The organism is Rathayibacter festucae DSM 15932 (assembly GCF_004011135.1).
GTDB classification, from domain to species: Bacteria; Actinomycetota; Actinomycetes; order Actinomycetales; family Microbacteriaceae; genus Rathayibacter; species Rathayibacter festucae.
The window spans coordinates 1,566,156-1,581,616 of record NZ_CP028137.1 but is presented as its reverse complement, the minus strand read 5'-3'; the positions used below and the strand labels follow the sequence as shown (position 1 = coordinate 1,581,616).

The window sequence follows — 15,461 nt, the reverse complement described above, 5'->3', positions numbered from 1 at the left end:
CGTCCGCTCGCGTGCGCCAGGCGCGCCTTCGACTTCTCCCGCCCGTCCTGCAAGTCGATGGTCGACCGGGCACTGAATCACCGAGGCCGGGCCGCAGAGGTGCGCCGCCCGGCCTCGGTGTCTCGTGGTCAGGAGATCGGTCCGAGGAGGAAGCCGCCGTCGGCGGTGAACTCCCCGCCGGTGGTGAAGGTCGCGTCGGCGGCGGCGAAGAGGACGTAGCGGCCGATCTCCTCGACGTCGGCCTGTCTGGGGATCGCGAAGGCGTCGACGGGTACTAGTTCGTCGCCCGTGGCGGGATCGAAGGCGAGCGGGGTGTCGATGATGCCGGGGAAGACGCCGTTGACGCGGATGTTGTCGCGGGCGAGCTCCTTGGCCATGGTCTGGGTCATGCCTCGGATCGCCCACTTGCTGGTCGAGTAGGCGATGAGTCCAGGTGCTCCGGCGAGGCCGGAGATCGAGTTGACGTTCACGACGGATCCGGTTCCTGCTCGCCGCATGGAGGGGAGGACGGCCTTCACTCCGTTCAGGGCGCCGAAGACGTTCGTGTCGAGGACGGCGAGGAACTCGTCCCGGGTGATGCTCTCGGTGGTCCCGGGGATGAGGCGTGCGGCGTTGTTGACGAGGACGGTGACGGGGCGCTGGAATCGCTCTTCACCGGCGCGGACGGCGGCGGCCCAGCTGTCCTCGTCGGTCACGTCGAGGGCGGTGGGGAGGATCGTGCCGGGTCCGACGGTGGTGACGAGGTCGTCGAGTTCGTGCGGGCGGCGTGCGGTGGCGATGACGTCGCTTCCGGCTTCGGCGAACTGGCGGACGAGGCTGCGGCCGAGGGCTCCGGTCGAGCCGGTGACGAGGACGGTGGTTCCGGTGAGGCGGTCGGAGGTGGTCATGATGCTCTGCTCTTCTCTCTGAAGGGTTTCTCGGGTGGGGTCTTGGTCGGGTGTGGTCAGTGCGCGGGCGCGGCGACGTAGTCGTCGGCGTCGGTGCTGAGCGCGATGTCGCGGTGGACGTCCATCGCGCTGAGGCGGGCGAGGAGGGTGGCGCGGATCATGGCGTCCGCGTCGGAGCCGAGCGCCTGGCGCAACGGCGGGTCGGCCAGCTCGGCGACGGCGATCATCGCGGCGGCCATCTTGCGGGGATCGCCCGGCATGGCCTCGAGGGGGAGGTGTCCGCGGACGAAGTCGGCCGCCGGTGTGCCGGCGTAGGAGTCGAGGGGCGGTGCGACGTCGGCGGATGCTCCGCCGAAGCCGGTGCGGGACATGCCGGGCTCGATCAGCGTGGTGGAGATGCCGAAGGGCGCCATCTCCGGGGAGAGCGCCTCGAAGAACCCCTCGAGCGCCCACTTGCTGGCGTGGTAGAGCGACATCCCGGGGAACGCGAGCTGGCCGCCCATGCTCGCCACCTGCAGGATCCGCCCTCCGCCCTGGGCTCGGAGGTGCGGGACGACGGCCCGGACCAGGGTGATGGCGCCGGTGACATTGGTGGCGAGCTGCCGGTCGATCTGCTCGTCGGAGAGCTCCTCGGCGGCTCCGAAGAGGCCGTAGCCCGCGTTGGAGACGACGACGTCGATGGTGCCGAGCTCGGCGAACGCCTCGTCGACGACCGCGCGCGTCCGGGCGGCATCGGTGACGTCGAGCGAGCGGCGCCACAGCCGGTCGCCGTGGACCTCGGCGAGGTCGTCGAGGCGGGACGGGCTGCGGAGGGTCGCAGCGACCGTGTCGCCGCGCTCGAGCAGGATCTCGGTCAGGTGGCGGCCGAAGCCGCTGGACGTTCCGGTGATGAGCCAGGTGGTCATGAGGTTCTCCTTGGGTAACTGTTCGGTTAGGATGAGAGGACCGTAGCACAAGGTAACCAGCTAGTTACCGCAATTCTTGGGAGGTCGTTCATGACTGCACTCTCTGACGGCTCGCCTGCCGCGCCGACCGCGAAGCAGCGCCAGGCCGAGGCGACCAGGACGCGGCTTCTGGACGCGGCGTTCGATGAGTTCCAGCGCTACGGACTCGCCGGAGCGCGGGTCGACCGGATCGCTGAGCACGCGGCATCGAACAAGCGGCTGATCTACGTCTACTTCGGCGACAAGGAGCAGCTGTTCGACACGGTCCTGGTGCGCAACCTCGAGCCGATGATCGACGGCGTCGAGTTCACGATCGAGGACCTGCCGGGGTACGCGGCGAACCTCTTCGACTATCTCGAGGCCCGCCCGGAGCTCCTGCGCCTGTTCGCCTGGCGAACCTTGGAGCACTCCGATGCTTCGACGGCGTCCGAGGTCGAGCGCGACTCCTATCGGACGAAGAGCGACGCCATCGCCGAGGCGCAGGCCGCAGGGCTGATCTCGTCGGATCTTCCGGGGTCGCATCTGCTGGCGGCGATCCTCGCACTGGTTCAGAGCTGGTCCGCTGCGTCGCCGGCACTCGCGCTGGCCCAAGGTGCTGGAGAGGACGGACCCGACCGGCGGCGCCAGAGCGTCCATTCCGCGACCGCACGCCTCATCGAGGTGAAGTGACGGAGAGCTGCCGCTGAGGTCGGAGAGGTACTGCCCCGCACCATCCGGATCTCGGACTCTCGTCCGGCAAGTGGCCCGAGCATGATCCGATCAGGGCTCTTGCTCACCGAGTGGTGCGGTCGTCGACACCGTCCCGTAAGGGGATGGTCGTCCGGTCACCTACTGAGTAGCCCGGTAGCTGTGGCCTGTCCGGCGCAGTATCGTCAGCGAATGTTCTTCCACTCGGGCAAGCCTGACTCGCCGCAGTTGCGTCCTGCGCTTGAGTGGCTTCGCGAGGCTGTCGCTGAGGCGTCCTTCGAGGGCGAGCTGGCGGGCTACTTCTCGGTGCAGGTAGGTGCTCACCTCGTGGCCAGCGGCCCGTGGTGGAGGCGGGAGTTGAGTGATCCGCATTGGGGGATCGCGTGGACGTTCTTCTACGACGCTGCCTTCGATGAATCTCATCCGCGTGTGGGCCCGCTGTACGAGGACGGTTTCCAGCTAGATGATGAGTCGTTCTTCGATGAACTTCTCGCAGCCTCGGTCGACATCCGTGGGCGGGTGTACTCGCTGCGCTGGATCGACCGCGCGAGCGAGCCGGAGCTGTGGGCGGACAACTACGGGTACCTGCCGGCGAAGCCCGGAGCTGGAATCCCTGTACACGTGTCGAGAGTGCGTCGTCGAGACCGTTGAGCCGGATTTGCCCTTGGCGGGCGGCGTTCCGTATGGGGGTCGCTCACCGCATCAGTTCGCCGAGCGGGATGTGCCTGTCGTTTCTCATGATCGCCTGCACGACTGATCGCGACGTCGAGGCACCCGTGCAGACGACCGTGAAAATTCAGATGCTCGAGGTCATCTGCACAACAGGCAGAGGTATCGCACTCGGGGGCCTCTCGAGCGACGGCTGAGGACGGTCAGGAATCGCGGGTTGGAGACCCCGCTCGGGCACGACGCTCGAGCGGGGTCGTGATCAGCTGTGCCGTCTTCAGTTCTGTCCGCCGCTGACGAGGAGTTCACCGCCGCTGACCCAGCGTGCGAGCGGGCCGACGAAGAACTCGACCGCGTCGGCTACGTCATCGACCGAGCCCATCCTCGATCCGAGGGGGCTGGCGGTCTGCACCAGCGTGCGGAGCGGGTCATCATCGGACGCGGCGGCGAAGTACCCGGCGCCGTCCGTCGCGCTGGCGATGATGGTGTTGACGGTCACGCCACGCCCTCCGACCTCCTGAGCAAGCACCCCGGTGAGGTACCCGCCGACCAGCTTGCTGGACGCGTAGAGCCCGAACCCTGCGACGGGTCGCAGTACGGAACCCGATCCGATGTAGAGAATCGTTCCGCCCCGGTTCACCGTGCGTGCTGCCTGCTGGAGCGTGAAGAACGCACCCTTGGCGTTGACGCCGAACATCCGGTCGTAATCCGCTTCGGTGACGTCGACGATCGGTCCGCCGGTTTCATCGATACCGGCGTTCGCCACGACGACGTCGACACCTCCGAACCGCGCTAGCGCTGAGTTGAACAGCGAGTCGACCTGCCTCGGATCCGACACGTCGGCCTGGAAGGCCACGGCGTTGGAGCCGGCTACCGTGATGGCGGCGACGGTGTCTGCTGCTCCTGCTGCGTCGCGTGAGTAGTTCACGACGACGCTGGCGCCGAGGAGGCCGAGTCGGATTGCGATCGCTTGCCCGATCCCTCGGCTGGCCCCGGTGACGACCGCCACCTGGCCGCTGAGGTCCGTCCAAGAGGGTCCGCTACCGCGGGTCGATCCGTTGTCGGTGGTTGTGTCGGTCATGTGCGTTCCCCCTGCCTCAGGCGCCGGCGCCGCCGTCGACGGGCACGATGGCGCCCGTCACGGCTGAGGCTCGGTCGCTCAGGAGAAATCCGGCGACTTCGGCGACCTCGAGGGCGGTCGCCATGCGGCCGAGGGGGCTGGCTGCGTTGTTCGCCTCGATGATGCCCGGCGTCCTCTTCTCCCACTCGTCCATCATCTCCGTTGCGGTTCCACCTGGCGTGATCCCATTGACGCGGATGCCTTCCCCGGCCCAGGTCACGGCCGCGGTCTCGGTGATGCTGTTCAGTGCTCGCTTCATCGCCCCGTAGGCGGGCAGGGGCGGAACGGCGCGGCGGCTGCCGATGCTGGAGGTGTTGACGATCGCACCTCCTCCGGATCTCCTCATGAGGGCTGCTTCGGCGAGCATCCCGACCCAGTGAGCACGGAAGTTCACCGCGAACTGCTCGTCGATGTCGTCGTCGGAAGTGGTGTCGAGGGGACCGACGTTCTGCTGGTTCACGCCGCCGTTGTTGAAGGCGCCGTCGAGGCGTCCGTGGAGCTCCTCGACGTGGTCCACGGCGGCGCGGATGCTCGCCCGGTCAGCGAGGTCCATGGCAACGGCATCAGCCGTGCCGCCCTGACCGCGGATCTCGTCGACGATCGAGCCGAGCGCTTTCGTGTTGCGGGCCGCCAGCACGACAGCGGCACCCTCGCCGGCGAAGAGGCGAGCCGCTGCGGCGCCGATGCCACGGCTGGCTCCGGTGATGAAGATGACTTTGCCGGTCAGCAGGCCGATCGCTGTGGATTCGTTGGTGTGTGTCATACGAACACCGTCGCCGCCCGAAGAATCCGCATCCAGGCACAAACGGTACGAGGATCCATCGCCGGCTCAGGCGCACACTGGGGAGCATGGACAAGGGTGAGCTTGCAGCGTTCCTCCGAAGTCGCCGCGAGCGTCTTCGGCCGGAGGACGTCGGATTACCGTCGGGACCACGCCGCAGAACACCGGGACTGCGCCGGGAGGAGATCGCCGTTCTCGCGCACATCTCCACCGAGTACTACGCCCGTCTCGAACAGGGCCGCGCTCCTCGACCCTCGGACGTCGTCCTCGGTGGTATCGCTGGTGCTCTCCGTCTCACGTCCGAGGAGTCCGACCACCTGCACCGGCTCGCCGGCACCGCTCCGACCCCGTCGGGCTTGCACCGTCGCGACGTTCGACCGAGCGTCCTCGCGCTCCTCGAACGACTCCCGCACACCGCCGGCATCGTCCTGTCCGCCACCTTCGAGGTGCTCGCGTGGAACGATCTCGCAGCAGCCCTCATGGAGGACTTCTCGTTGCTGCCGCCGCGCGACCGCAACCTCGCGAGGAAGACCTTCCTCGCCGCAGAGCAGCCACCGGAAGCGATCTACGGCATCTCGGACGAGATCGCGTTCCAAGAGGGCGTCGTCACGCAGCTCCGCAGCGCTCACGCCACGTATCCCTCGGACCCCGTCGTCGCGGAACTGATCGAGGACCTCCTTGCCGGCAGCGCCGAGTTCGCACGGCTCTGGAGACGGCACGACGTCCAGACGCCGCCACCCCTGCGGAAGACGTTCCGCCGTACACCCGTGGGGGCGATCACCGTCGACTGCGACTCCCTCGCCATCACCGAACGCGACCAGCATCTCGTGCTCTACACCGCGCCGGCAGGCTCACGGGACGCCGAGAACCTCGCCTTGCTGGAGGTTCTCGGCCCCGAGCCGCTCACCGCCCGACGAGACCTCTGACCAGCGAGCTCAGGGCCGGCGCGTCTGTCGAGTCGAGCGGTGGGCGAAGTGAGTCCGATGAGAACTCGTCACCCCAGTCCAAGCCGGCGCGCTTGTCCCGTGAGGGGATTCCTCATCGGGACGGCGAGGAGTCCTGCGCGAGCCGCTCGAGCACCTGCATCAGGGTCGCGCGATCGATGCCGTCGGTGCGATCGACGAGGTGCCTGCGGACAGCGGCGGCGTGGATCGGCCGGGCAGCGCGGACGGCATCCCGCCCCTCATCGGTGATCTGCACGTGGACGCCGGCGTCCGCGCTCCGACGACCGAGCAGACCGCGCTGCTCCATGCGGGTCAGTTGGTGCGAGAGCCGGCTGCGATGCCACTGCATCGAGGTGGCGAGGTCGCTCTGGCGGAGCTCCCCGCCGCCGAGCTCGACCAGGCGCGTCAGGATGCCGAAGTCCGGGTCGGAGAGACCCGTGCCGGTCTTGATCTCCTCGGCGACGCGCTGCCGGACCTGGTCCGCTGCGATCTTCCACGCATGCCAGAGAAGTTGCTCCTGCTCGCTCAGCGGTGCGGTCATCCGCCCAGCCTACGGCGCCGGTGTTGACACGACAACGGCCGGAGCGCAGAGTGTTGACATGACAACACTCGGAGATTCTGCGACGAAGCTCGCCCTCGTCACCGGCGGCAACAAGGGCATCGGCCTGGCCATCGCGCGCGGCCTCGCAAGGCAGGGGTTCACCGTCCTGCTCGGAGCGAGGAGCGTCGACGCCGGCCGGGACGCGGCGGGGACCCTCGACGGCGACGTCCGGCCCGTCCTTCTCGACGTCACCCGGCAGGACCACGTCGATGCCCTCGCGGCGCGCGTCGCGGAGGAGTTCGGGCGTCTCGACGTGCTGGTGAACAATGCCGGCGTCAACACGCTCACCTTCCACCCGATGGATCACCTGCCGACGCCGACCGAGGAGACAGTCGACGACATCAGGAGCGTGTACGAGGTCAACGTCTTCGCCGTCGTGCGGATGATGACGGCGTTCCTGCCGCTCCTCACCCGGGCGGAGGATGGGCGGGTGGTGAACATCACGAGCAAGCGCGGCTCGCTCGGCGAGGAGGGCGCCTGGGTGGGCCAGCCCTCCATGGCCTACTCCAGCTCGAAGACCGCCCTCAATGCGCTGACCGTGCACTACGCCCGCGAGTTCGCCGCCACGACGCTGAAGATCAACGGCGCGGCCCCGGGGCACGTCGCCACTGACTTCAACGACTTCCGCGGCAGCAGGACACCGGACGAAGGCGCGGCGGTCGCCGTCCGCCTGGCAACCCTGCCCGCTGACGGCCCGACCGGCGCGGTCTTCGAGGACGACCGCCGGCTCGCCTGGTGAGCGATCGGCAGGCCATCGCTGACCGGTCACCGTGAGCCGATCGTCTTCACCGACCCGTCGTTCACGACGAAACGGCCGCCGGCATGGTGCCGGCGGCCGCTTCTCGGTCGGGACGTACTCAGGCGCAGCGAGCGAGGTACTGCTTCACGTCGGCGCGGGTGAGGGTCTTCAGTGCGTCGAGGTCGTGGTGGCTGCGGAGGTAGGCGCGGGCGGCGGCGGTGGCCTTGGCGAGGGTGAGCTTCGAGCGGTCCAGGCAGGGGGCGGAGTCGAGCGGGTTGGTGCGCACGGTGCGCAGGTCGCCGTCGATGCCGGTGATGGTCTGGCCGAGTCGCGTGATGGTGAGGGTCTGCGCGCCGTTCATGTCGGGGGAGTCGGGCCACCACTTCTTGTAGGTGGCGTCAGGGCCTCGATCGTCGAAGCCGATGATGTAGTCGGCGGGCTCGAGGCCGCCGACGGTGTAGTCGCCGTTCGCGTCGGTCGTCGTGGAGAAGTAGCCGCGAAAGGGGCCCTGGTAGGCGGACACGACGATCGGCTTCCCGTCGTCTGTGTCGACGTGGCCGCTGATGGAGCCGCCGATCGGGAGCACGTAGTCGGGAAGAGTCAGCGTCCCGCCTGCTGTGAGAGGGAAGGAGTCACCGGTGCCGTCGCGGATCGTGTCCGACCCCAGGTCGATCGGGACGTGGACGCCGTCTTCGTACTCCGTTCTGACGGAGTACGTACCGGCGGCCAGCCCGTCGAAGGTGAAGGTGCCGTCGTCGGCGGTCGTCGCGGAGTAGCCGATCGGATCGAACGTGTTGTAGGTGACCACCTCCGTGCCTGCGGGGGGCGGAGTGTTCGGTGTGCCTTCCAGGATGAGGTGGCCGGTGACGGTGCCGGTCCCTCTGTCCGGGTCTGCGACGGAGGGCGTGGCGAGTGCGGTGGCGGCGACCAGGACGGCGGCGGCGAGAGCGAGCGAGCGCCGGACGGCGCCGCGCGAGAGCGAAGACATGTGATCCCCTCAGCGGGGGCACTGCGCGCCCATCGCTGCCGACACTAGAGGTCGAGCACGACGCGGAGCGAGCACCCGCGCCTCAGGAGAGCCGGAGATCACCGACGCCTTTCCGGCTCGGCGCCCTGCTGAAGGACGGCTCGGCGGTCCGTGTCGTTCTGACGCCGACGGGCGTCGATGAGAGAGAACAGGAAGACGAGGGCGCCCGCGACTGCAAGAGCTGTGGAGACCGGCGCGCATCATTCGGGCAGGCGGTCACCGAGCATGAGGACGCCGAGAAGAACAGTGATCGAGATCGCGAACAGATATCGGCTCAGCAGGACCATCGCTTCAGGCTATCGACGGGTCAGGAGCACCACCCAAAACGTCCGTCAGCCGATGGATCACCGAGACGGCGGCTGGTCGGTCAGCTCCGTGCGCCACCAAGCCGACAGATGGTCGAGCGCCGCCATGCTCGCCTTCGTCAAACGCGTGCGGGTCGCTTCCCGATCAGCACCGGTGAGGACCGCGTCGCCGATGGCTTCGGTGGTCTGCTGCACGACCGCGACGAGTGCGGCTGCTTGAGCACGCCGAGTCATCGAGTCCATCCCCGTGCCAGCCAATTCCGCTGCAACCGCGGTCGTGGCGTCGCTGTAGAACTCCAGAGCCCGGCGCCGGAGCACTGTGCTGAGTCTGCACTGAGCGGGGAACTCCCCTCGTGCCAGGGCCGGATCCTCCTCGACGTACCGATCGATGTCCTCGAGGACGACGGCGCGCATCGCGTCGGCCGGGGACTGCGGGGCGCCTCGCTCGGCGACCGCGGCTCGGATCCTCTCGAGCACCTCGTCCGCTCGATCGAAGACGAGATCGGGCTTGGTCGGGAAGTAGTTGTAGACCGTCTGATCCGAGACGGCAGCGGCACGCGCGACGTCCGAGATGGACACCTCGTCGTACCCGTGCTCAGCGAAGAGCCGCGCTGCGACGTCGCCCAGGCGCGCGCGGGTCTCTCGCTTCCTGCGCTCTCGAAGTCCCGACGCGACGACCGTGCCTGCTTCCCCCATTCCTCCAGTCTGCCATGAAGAGTTGAGTGACTCAAAGTTTCTGTTACGGTGACGAAGTTCGAGTCACTACACATTCGGCGGGAGCCGGGGAACGAGGATGTCCGATGAACGCGCACAGGCAGAGGCGAGTGCTCATCTCGGGAGCGAGCTTCGCGGGGCTCGCGACGGCGCTCTGGATGCGCCGGCTCGGCTACGAGGTCACGATCGTTGAGATCGGATCCGGCCTGAAGCGAGGAGGCACCCCGGTCGATATCCGCGACGACACCATCGCGATCGTCGAGCGGATGGGCCTGCTCGAGCAGATCTCGGCGAAGGCACTTGCTCCTCGCGTGACGGAGTTCACGACGCCGGAAGGGGACCTCATTGCACGGATCGACCCCGAGCCGCCCGCAGCGGACGCGGTGGGCGACGGCTACGAGATCCACCGTGATGATCTGCTCGACGTCCTCGCCGCGGCGACGGAGGGCGAGGTGGAGATGCTGTGGAGCAACTCCATCGCGTCGCTGCACGAGCTCGACGAGGAGAGCCTCCGCGTCACCTTCCGTGACGGCACCGAGAGGAACTTCTCCCTGGTGTTCGGCTGCGACGGCAATCACTCCACGGTGCGCCGACTGCACTTCGGTCAGGAAGCGCTCTACAGCCACTTCCTCCAGACGTACTTCTCCATCGCGACCCTCGACAGCCTGATCATCGCCCCTCAGACGACTCGGATCACGACCTCTCCGGGCGTGACGATGCTGGTGAACTCGTACGACTCCACCACCGAACTCGTTCTCGGCTTCCGCTCCGAGAAGGAGATCCCGTACGACCACCACGACGAGGAGGAGCAGAAGAGCATCCTCCGCGAGCACCTTCTGCAGGCCGGCCCGCCGTTCTCGGATCACGTCGACCAGGCGCTGGACGTCGAGACCTTCTACTTCGACAAGCTCAGCCAGATCAAGATGCCGGCGTGGACATCAGGACACGTCGCGCTCGTCGGCGACGCCGGCTACTGCGCATCGCCTGCCGCGGGCATGGGAGGGTCGCTCGCCATAATCGGCGCCACAGCGCTTTTCGACGCCTTCCGTGCGGCGGATGGCGATGTCGAGCAGGCGTTCGCCGCCTACGAGCAGGCACTCCGACCGGTCGTCGATGAGATCCAGCACAACGCCGAGCACATCGGCGTCAGCAGCTACTTCCCCGCGACCGAGGAGCAGATCAGGGCCCGCAACAGCATGCTGCTCGGGCACTGAGTAACTCGGTGTCTTGCTCGGTCAGCCCCAGAGGACGATGACGTCGATGAACCAGGCTGCACCGTTGCGGTCGGTGAGCCTGCCGCAAGTGGCTATCGTCCCGCGCCTTCCACCAGGACTCTCCCTCACGCTCCATGAAGCCGCGATGCAGAGGCGTCATTCGGCGAAGCGAGCGTCCGATAGCCGGTTGTTCACCGGACGCTTTCGAGGCGTGGTGTCGTTTCTCACGGTCGCCTGCACAACTCTTCGCGCCACCGCGCCACTCGTGCAGACGACCGTGAGCATTTAGATGTTCAAGGTCCCCTACACACGCGACGCGGGCGCCACTGAACCGTTCCGTAGGGGGATCGCTCACCGGTCGTATCTTTTCGGCCGCGAGGCTGGGTTCAGGTGGCGGGCGCTGTGGTGATGTCGATCGGTAGTTCGACGTCGATCGTGTCACCGCTGTGTGTGCGCAGGGCGAGTATGGCGGGGCCGGTTTGCAGATCGGCGGGGAGGTCGAAGGATGCGTCGACCGTCGACCGTTCGCCCTTCGGGATCGGTCGGCCAAGCAGTATTTCCTCGCCGCTTGCGGAGGGGGTGATGGTGACCGTGACGTCTGAGGCGGCGCGGCTCGTGCCTCCGGTGTCCTCGCAGGTCTCCCAGATGAAGTCGGCGCTGAGGTGGACGACTCCGGTGGGATGCAGAGATGACTCATGAAGTTCGACCACTTTGGGCGAGCAGGATCCTGCCGAGCTCGATGTGATGTCGGTGCAACCGCTGACACTCAGCGCGATGGCGGCCGCGGCGACGAGAGACGTCGCTCGTCCTGTTCGTCTGTGCGTCATGCGGGTCAGTGAAGCACTCCGTGCTGCCGCCTGCATCAGGAGTACAGCGAACGTCATCAGATCGTTGAAAGGTTGACTGATCAGCGTTCCGTTAGGGGATCGTCATCCGGGCTTTGAAGCGAGGGGCATCGACGTCACTTGCGCGCATCGCGTCTAGCAATCGATCCTCGACAGCATCGACGGTTTCGTGGGGTATGGATGGGGACGACATCCGGAAAGATGTATCTCTGCTCGTTGCGCGGCTTGCGTCCGTATGGGGATGGGTGAGCGGGACGCTTGCGAGCCGGGGAAAGCGTCAGCGTCACACCGTCGTCGCCTCCCGGGCGAGCAGCTGCTGGATGACCGGTCCGACCGTGGCGACGATCCGGTGGAGATCCGCGGCGAGCAGGGCCGGCACGCCGACGACGCGGCGGCCGACGACGACGCCGATCAGCATCGAGGCGGCGAGGCCTGCGCGGAGCGTCGCGTCCTCGCCCCGGCCGGCCGTGCCGTGGGTGAGCCGGGACTGGATGAAGTCCCGCAGGGTCTCGCTCGCCTGCGCGTTCGTGACGGCGCCGCGGAGCATCGCCATCAGCGGCTCCGACTCCGCGTCGTCGCCCTCGAAGGCTTCGAGGTAGGCGCGGACGACCCGCTCGCCGAGGTGCTCGTCGGCGCCGTCGAAGGCGGTGTCGAAGCGGTGCAGCGCGGAGGCGGGGACCGCCATCACCGCGGCGAACAGCTCGTCCTTCGAGCCGAAGAACTGCATGACCTGGGACGGGTCGACTCCGGCATCCGTCGCGATCCGGCGGATGGTCGTTCCGGCGTAGCCGTCAGCGGCGAAGCTCGCCCGAGCCGCCGTCAGCACGGCGCCCCTCGTGGTGGCGGAGCCGGGGCGTCGACCGGGGCGTGCCGACCGCGGAGTCTCGTTCATGCTCCGACGCTACCTCGCCGTGCTCATGTTCTCAACGCCTGTTGAGTTCGTGACCGATCGGACGTACGCTCGGCCCGACGCGAGCCCACGGAGGACTCACCGCACGATCGCCAGAACCTGGAGCACGCCATGACCGAGAAGATCTACACCGCCTCCCACCCGCTGCCCGCCGTGCGCAGCGGAGTGCTCACCGCGTTCGAGCCCGGTGCCCGCGTCCTGGAGGCAGGCTTCCGCCTCGCCCCGCCGTTCCGGGAGCTGCCGGTCGACGTCGTGCTCGAGAAGGACGTCGCTGTGACGCTGCGCGATGGAGTGACGATCCACGTCGACGTGTTCCGCCCAGTCGGCTCGGAGCCGGTCCCGGTGATCGTCGCGTGGAGCCCGTACGGGAAGGGTCAGGGCAGCTCGCCCAGCGTGATGGGAGTCTTCGGGCTGGTCGGCCTCGACAACGGCGTCGTCTCCGGGCTGGAGAAGTTCGAGGGCCCGGACCCGGCGTACTGGTGCGCCCGCGGCTACGCGATCTGCAACCCGGACGTGCGCGGCGTGGTCGACTCCGAGGGCGACAGCGTGCTCTGGGATCGCCAGGAGGGCCGCGACTGCCACGACCTGATCGAGTGGCTCGCCGAGCAGGAGTGGTGCACCGGCAAGGTCGGCATGTCCGGCACGTCCTACCTCGCGGTCTCGCAGTGGTTCACCGCGGCGGAGCAGCCGCCGCACCTGGCGGCGATCAACCCGTGGGAGGGCGTCAGCGACGTCTACCGCGACCTCGTCTTCCGCGGCGGCATGCCCGACACCGGCTTCGCGCGGCAGCTGCAGGACGGCAGCTTCTTCGGCAGGAACCGCAAGGAGGACGTCCTGGCCGAGGCGGAGGCGCACCCCCTCGTCGACGAGCTGTGGGAGCAGAAGATCCCCGCGTTCGAGAGGATCACCGTCCCCGCCTACGTCGTCGCCAGCTACTCCAACACCCTGCACACCGCCGGCACCTTCCGCGCCTGGCGCCGGATCGCGTCCGAGGAGAAGTGGCTGCGCATCCACAACACGCAGGAGTGGCCCGACTACTACGACGAGGCCAACGTCGAGGATCTGCGCCGCTTCTTCGACCACTACCTCCGCGGCGAGGACTCCGGCTGGGAGCACACGCCCCGGGTCCGCTACTCCCTCCTCGACCTCGAGGGCGGCGACCGCGTCGGCCTCGAGGCGGAGTCGTTCCCGCCCGCGGACGTCGTGCCGACGCGGTACTACCTCGACGGCGCAGCCCGCGTGCTGACGGCGACCGCGCCACCTGCTCCGGTCGAGGCCGCGTACACGGTCGACGCGAACCCCAGCGCCGTGTCGTTCCTGACCCGGTTCGACGAGGAGACGGTGCTCGTCGGCTACCCGAAGGCGCACCTGTTCGTCGAGGCGCGCGGTTCCGACGACCTCGACCTCTTCGTCCTCGTGCAGAAGCTCGACGCGCACGGCACCCCGCTGCAGGCGTTCACCGTGGCGAACCGCACCGCCCGGGCGCACGACCTCACCGACCACGGCGCCACGATCCTCCGCTACAAGGGCTCCGACGGACGCCTGCGCGTCTCGGCCCGCCGCCTGGACCCGGCGCTCACGACCGACGACGTCCCCGCGCACGCCTTCGACCGCGTCGAGAAGCTCGCCGACGGCGAGATCGCCGAGGTCGAGATCGACCTGCTGCCGCTCGGCCTGCTCTTCCACCCGGGGGAGCAGCTGCGCTTCGTCATCAGCTCGCGCAACCTGATGGGCACCCTCATGCCCGGCATCCGCGAGTACGTCGGTGCGAACGCCGGGCAGCACATCGTCCACACCGGCGGCGAGCACGCCTCCTCCCTCCAGCTGCCCGTCCAGAGCCGCTGACCGTCCTCGAATCGAAGGAGCACCCCTCCTGACCGTCACTCTCGTCGATGTCCGCCTCGCCGCTCTCGACCCCTCGCTTCCCGGGGGAGCGGTGGACGTCGAGTTCGACGGCACGATCCGCGGCATCCGCCGCTCGGGCAGCGGGGTCGCGCTCGGCGACGTCATCGACGGGGCGGGCCGGTTCCTCGTGCCCGGGCTGATCGACACGCATGTTCACCTCGGCTCGCGCGGCGCGCTCGAGTCCGCTGCCCGCGCGGGCGTGACGACGATGATCGACCTCGGCACGCATCCCGACAGTCTCGTCGCCGAGCAGCGGATGCAGCGGGGTGCCCCGTCGCTGCGGAGCGCCGGCTCGGCCGCCTCGGCGCCGGGCAGCACTCAGATCGCGCTGATGGGGAACCCCGAGGAGAGCGCGGTCACCGGCGCGGCGGACGCCGAGCGGTTCCTCACCTGGCGGAGCGACAACGGCTCCGACCTGATCAAGATCATCATCGAGGACCCGGACGCGACCGACGTCCCCGCCCTCGACGTCCCGACGATCACCGCTCTCGTCGAAGGCGCCCACCGCCGCGGCTGGACGACCGTGGCGCACGTCGTGACCGCGAACGCGTTCTCGCGCGGTCTCGACGCCGGCGTGGACGTCCTCACCCACGCGCCCCTCGATCGGCCGCTGCCGGAGGAGACCGCCGCAAGGATGCTCGCGCAGGGGACGATCGCGTCGCCGACCCTGATGATGATGCAGGTCATGGCCCGCGCCCGCCTCGGCGACCGCGCCGACGCGGCGATCGGCAACGCCGTCGAGAGCGTGCGCCGGATGCACGCCGCGGGCGTCCGGATCGTCGCCGGTACCGACGCCAATGAGAGCCCGTTCGCCCCCGTCCCGCACGGCGCGTCCCTGCATACCGAGCTCGGCCTCCTCCGTCAGGCCGGTCTCTCCGCTGTCGACGCGGTCCGCGCCGCGACGAGCGGAGCCGCTTCCGCGCTCGGCCTCGCCGACCGGGGAGTCGTCGCCGTCGGCCGACGCGCGGACCTGCTTCTCGTCGACGGCGACCCCGTGAGCGACGTCTCCGTCCTGACCCGGCCGGTCGCCGTCTGGATCGCCGGACAGCCGGTCGCGTGACGACTCCACTCCGCTGCCACGGCACCGACCTCTCCGCCGCAGCCCTCATCCACTGATCCTGAGCAGCGTCGAGTTCCGCTGATGGTGCGTCCCGAAAGGGGGTGGCTCACCG

Annotated in this window: 16 protein-coding genes and 1 pseudogene; 7 read left to right on the top strand and 10 right to left on the bottom strand. The window is 68.5% G+C overall.

Annotation, left to right across the window (positions count from 1 at the left end):
• Window positions 1-128: 128 nt before the first annotated feature.
• Window positions 129-887 carry an SDR family NAD(P)-dependent oxidoreductase gene (locus C1I64_RS07385; RefSeq protein WP_127886776.1) on the bottom strand — a complete coding sequence of 253 codons (759 nt, stop codon included), beginning with the start codon at window positions 885-887 and terminating at the stop codon, window positions 129-131.
• Window positions 888-943: 56 nt separating this feature from the next.
• Window positions 944-1,792 (bottom strand): SDR family oxidoreductase, encoded by an 849-nt coding sequence (locus tag C1I64_RS07380; RefSeq protein ID WP_127886775.1) that lies wholly within the window; start codon window positions 1,790-1,792, stop codon window positions 944-946.
• A gap of 90 nt (window positions 1,793-1,882) precedes the next feature.
• Between C1I64_RS07380 and C1I64_RS07375 the strand changes: the two genes are divergently transcribed.
• Complete coding sequence (locus C1I64_RS07375; RefSeq protein WP_127886774.1) at window positions 1,883-2,500, top strand: TetR/AcrR family transcriptional regulator; 618 nt, start codon at window positions 1,883-1,885, stop codon at window positions 2,498-2,500.
• Between the two features lie 210 nt (window positions 2,501-2,710).
• Window positions 2,711-3,169, top strand: coding sequence for a hypothetical protein (locus C1I64_RS07370; RefSeq protein ID WP_127886773.1), 459 nt, complete (start codon window positions 2,711-2,713; stop codon window positions 3,167-3,169).
• 292 nt (window positions 3,170-3,461) lie between these two features.
• Here C1I64_RS07370 and C1I64_RS07365 read toward each other — a convergent pair whose 3' ends face one another.
• Together C1I64_RS07365 and C1I64_RS07360 are read right to left on the bottom strand one after the other, a co-directional pair.
• Window positions 3,462-4,265, bottom strand: a complete 804-nt coding sequence (locus tag C1I64_RS07365; RefSeq protein WP_127886772.1) for an SDR family oxidoreductase — start codon at window positions 4,263-4,265, stop codon at window positions 3,462-3,464.
• Between the two features lie 16 nt (window positions 4,266-4,281).
• Window positions 4,282-5,067 (bottom strand): SDR family NAD(P)-dependent oxidoreductase, encoded by a 786-nt coding sequence (locus C1I64_RS07360; RefSeq protein ID WP_127886771.1) that lies wholly within the window; start codon window positions 5,065-5,067, stop codon window positions 4,282-4,284.
• Between the two features lie 86 nt (window positions 5,068-5,153).
• Between C1I64_RS07360 and C1I64_RS07355 the strand changes: the two genes are divergently transcribed.
• The gene (locus C1I64_RS07355; protein WP_127886770.1) at window positions 5,154-6,011 is read left to right on the top strand and encodes a helix-turn-helix transcriptional regulator; all 858 of its coding nucleotides are present in this window, start codon (window positions 5,154-5,156) and stop codon (window positions 6,009-6,011) included.
• A 112-nt stretch (window positions 6,012-6,123) separates the two neighbouring features.
• On the opposite strand, the gene C1I64_RS07350 is transcribed toward C1I64_RS07355, so the two are convergent.
• The gene (locus C1I64_RS07350; protein WP_127886769.1) at window positions 6,124-6,570 is read right to left on the bottom strand and encodes a MarR family winged helix-turn-helix transcriptional regulator; all 447 of its coding nucleotides are present in this window, start codon (window positions 6,568-6,570) and stop codon (window positions 6,124-6,126) included.
• 58 nt (window positions 6,571-6,628) lie between these two features.
• Here C1I64_RS07350 and C1I64_RS07345 point away from each other — a divergent pair, with 58 nt between their 5' ends.
• A complete protein-coding gene (locus tag C1I64_RS07345) occupies window positions 6,629-7,369 on the top strand; it encodes an SDR family oxidoreductase (protein ID WP_127886768.1) in 741 nt (246 codons plus the stop codon).
• 118 nt (window positions 7,370-7,487) lie between these two features.
• On the opposite strand, the gene C1I64_RS07340 is transcribed toward C1I64_RS07345, so the two are convergent.
• The 3 genes and pseudogenes from C1I64_RS07340 to C1I64_RS20870 form a co-directional block, all read right to left on the bottom strand.
• Complete coding sequence (locus C1I64_RS07340) at window positions 7,488-8,357, bottom strand: carboxypeptidase-like regulatory domain-containing protein (RefSeq protein WP_127886767.1); 870 nt, start codon at window positions 8,355-8,357, stop codon at window positions 7,488-7,490.
• Between the two features lie 383 nt (window positions 8,358-8,740).
• Window positions 8,741-9,115 carry a hypothetical protein gene (locus tag C1I64_RS20525; RefSeq protein ID WP_244209606.1) on the bottom strand — a complete coding sequence of 125 codons (375 nt, stop codon included), beginning with the start codon at window positions 9,113-9,115 and terminating at the stop codon, window positions 8,741-8,743.
• 93 nt (window positions 9,116-9,208) lie between these two features.
• Window positions 9,209-9,397: pseudogene (locus C1I64_RS20870) on the bottom strand (TetR/AcrR family transcriptional regulator); the annotation flags it as partial.
• A 104-nt stretch (window positions 9,398-9,501) separates the two neighbouring features.
• Between C1I64_RS20870 and C1I64_RS07330 the strand changes: the two are divergent.
• Window positions 9,502-10,629, top strand: coding sequence for an FAD-dependent monooxygenase (locus C1I64_RS07330; RefSeq protein ID WP_127886765.1), 1,128 nt, complete (start codon window positions 9,502-9,504; stop codon window positions 10,627-10,629).
• Between the two features lie 386 nt (window positions 10,630-11,015).
• Here C1I64_RS07330 and C1I64_RS07325 read toward each other — a convergent pair whose 3' ends face one another.
• Both C1I64_RS07325 and C1I64_RS07320 read right to left on the bottom strand, forming a co-directional pair.
• Window positions 11,016-11,456, bottom strand: a complete 441-nt coding sequence (locus C1I64_RS07325; protein ID WP_127886764.1) for a hypothetical protein — start codon at window positions 11,454-11,456, stop codon at window positions 11,016-11,018.
• 301 nt (window positions 11,457-11,757) lie between these two features.
• Complete coding sequence (locus C1I64_RS07320) at window positions 11,758-12,366, bottom strand: TetR/AcrR family transcriptional regulator (protein ID WP_127886763.1); 609 nt, start codon at window positions 12,364-12,366, stop codon at window positions 11,758-11,760.
• 129 nt (window positions 12,367-12,495) lie between these two features.
• On the opposite strand from C1I64_RS07320, the gene C1I64_RS07315 reads away from it, so the two are divergent.
• Window positions 12,496-14,229, top strand: coding sequence for a CocE/NonD family hydrolase (locus tag C1I64_RS07315; RefSeq protein ID WP_127886762.1), 1,734 nt, complete (start codon window positions 12,496-12,498; stop codon window positions 14,227-14,229).
• Window positions 14,230-14,320: 91 nt separating this feature from the next.
• Complete coding sequence (locus C1I64_RS07310; RefSeq protein ID WP_164874477.1) at window positions 14,321-15,349, top strand: amidohydrolase family protein; 1,029 nt, start codon at window positions 14,321-14,323, stop codon at window positions 15,347-15,349.
• Window positions 15,350-15,461: the final 112 nt, after the last annotated feature.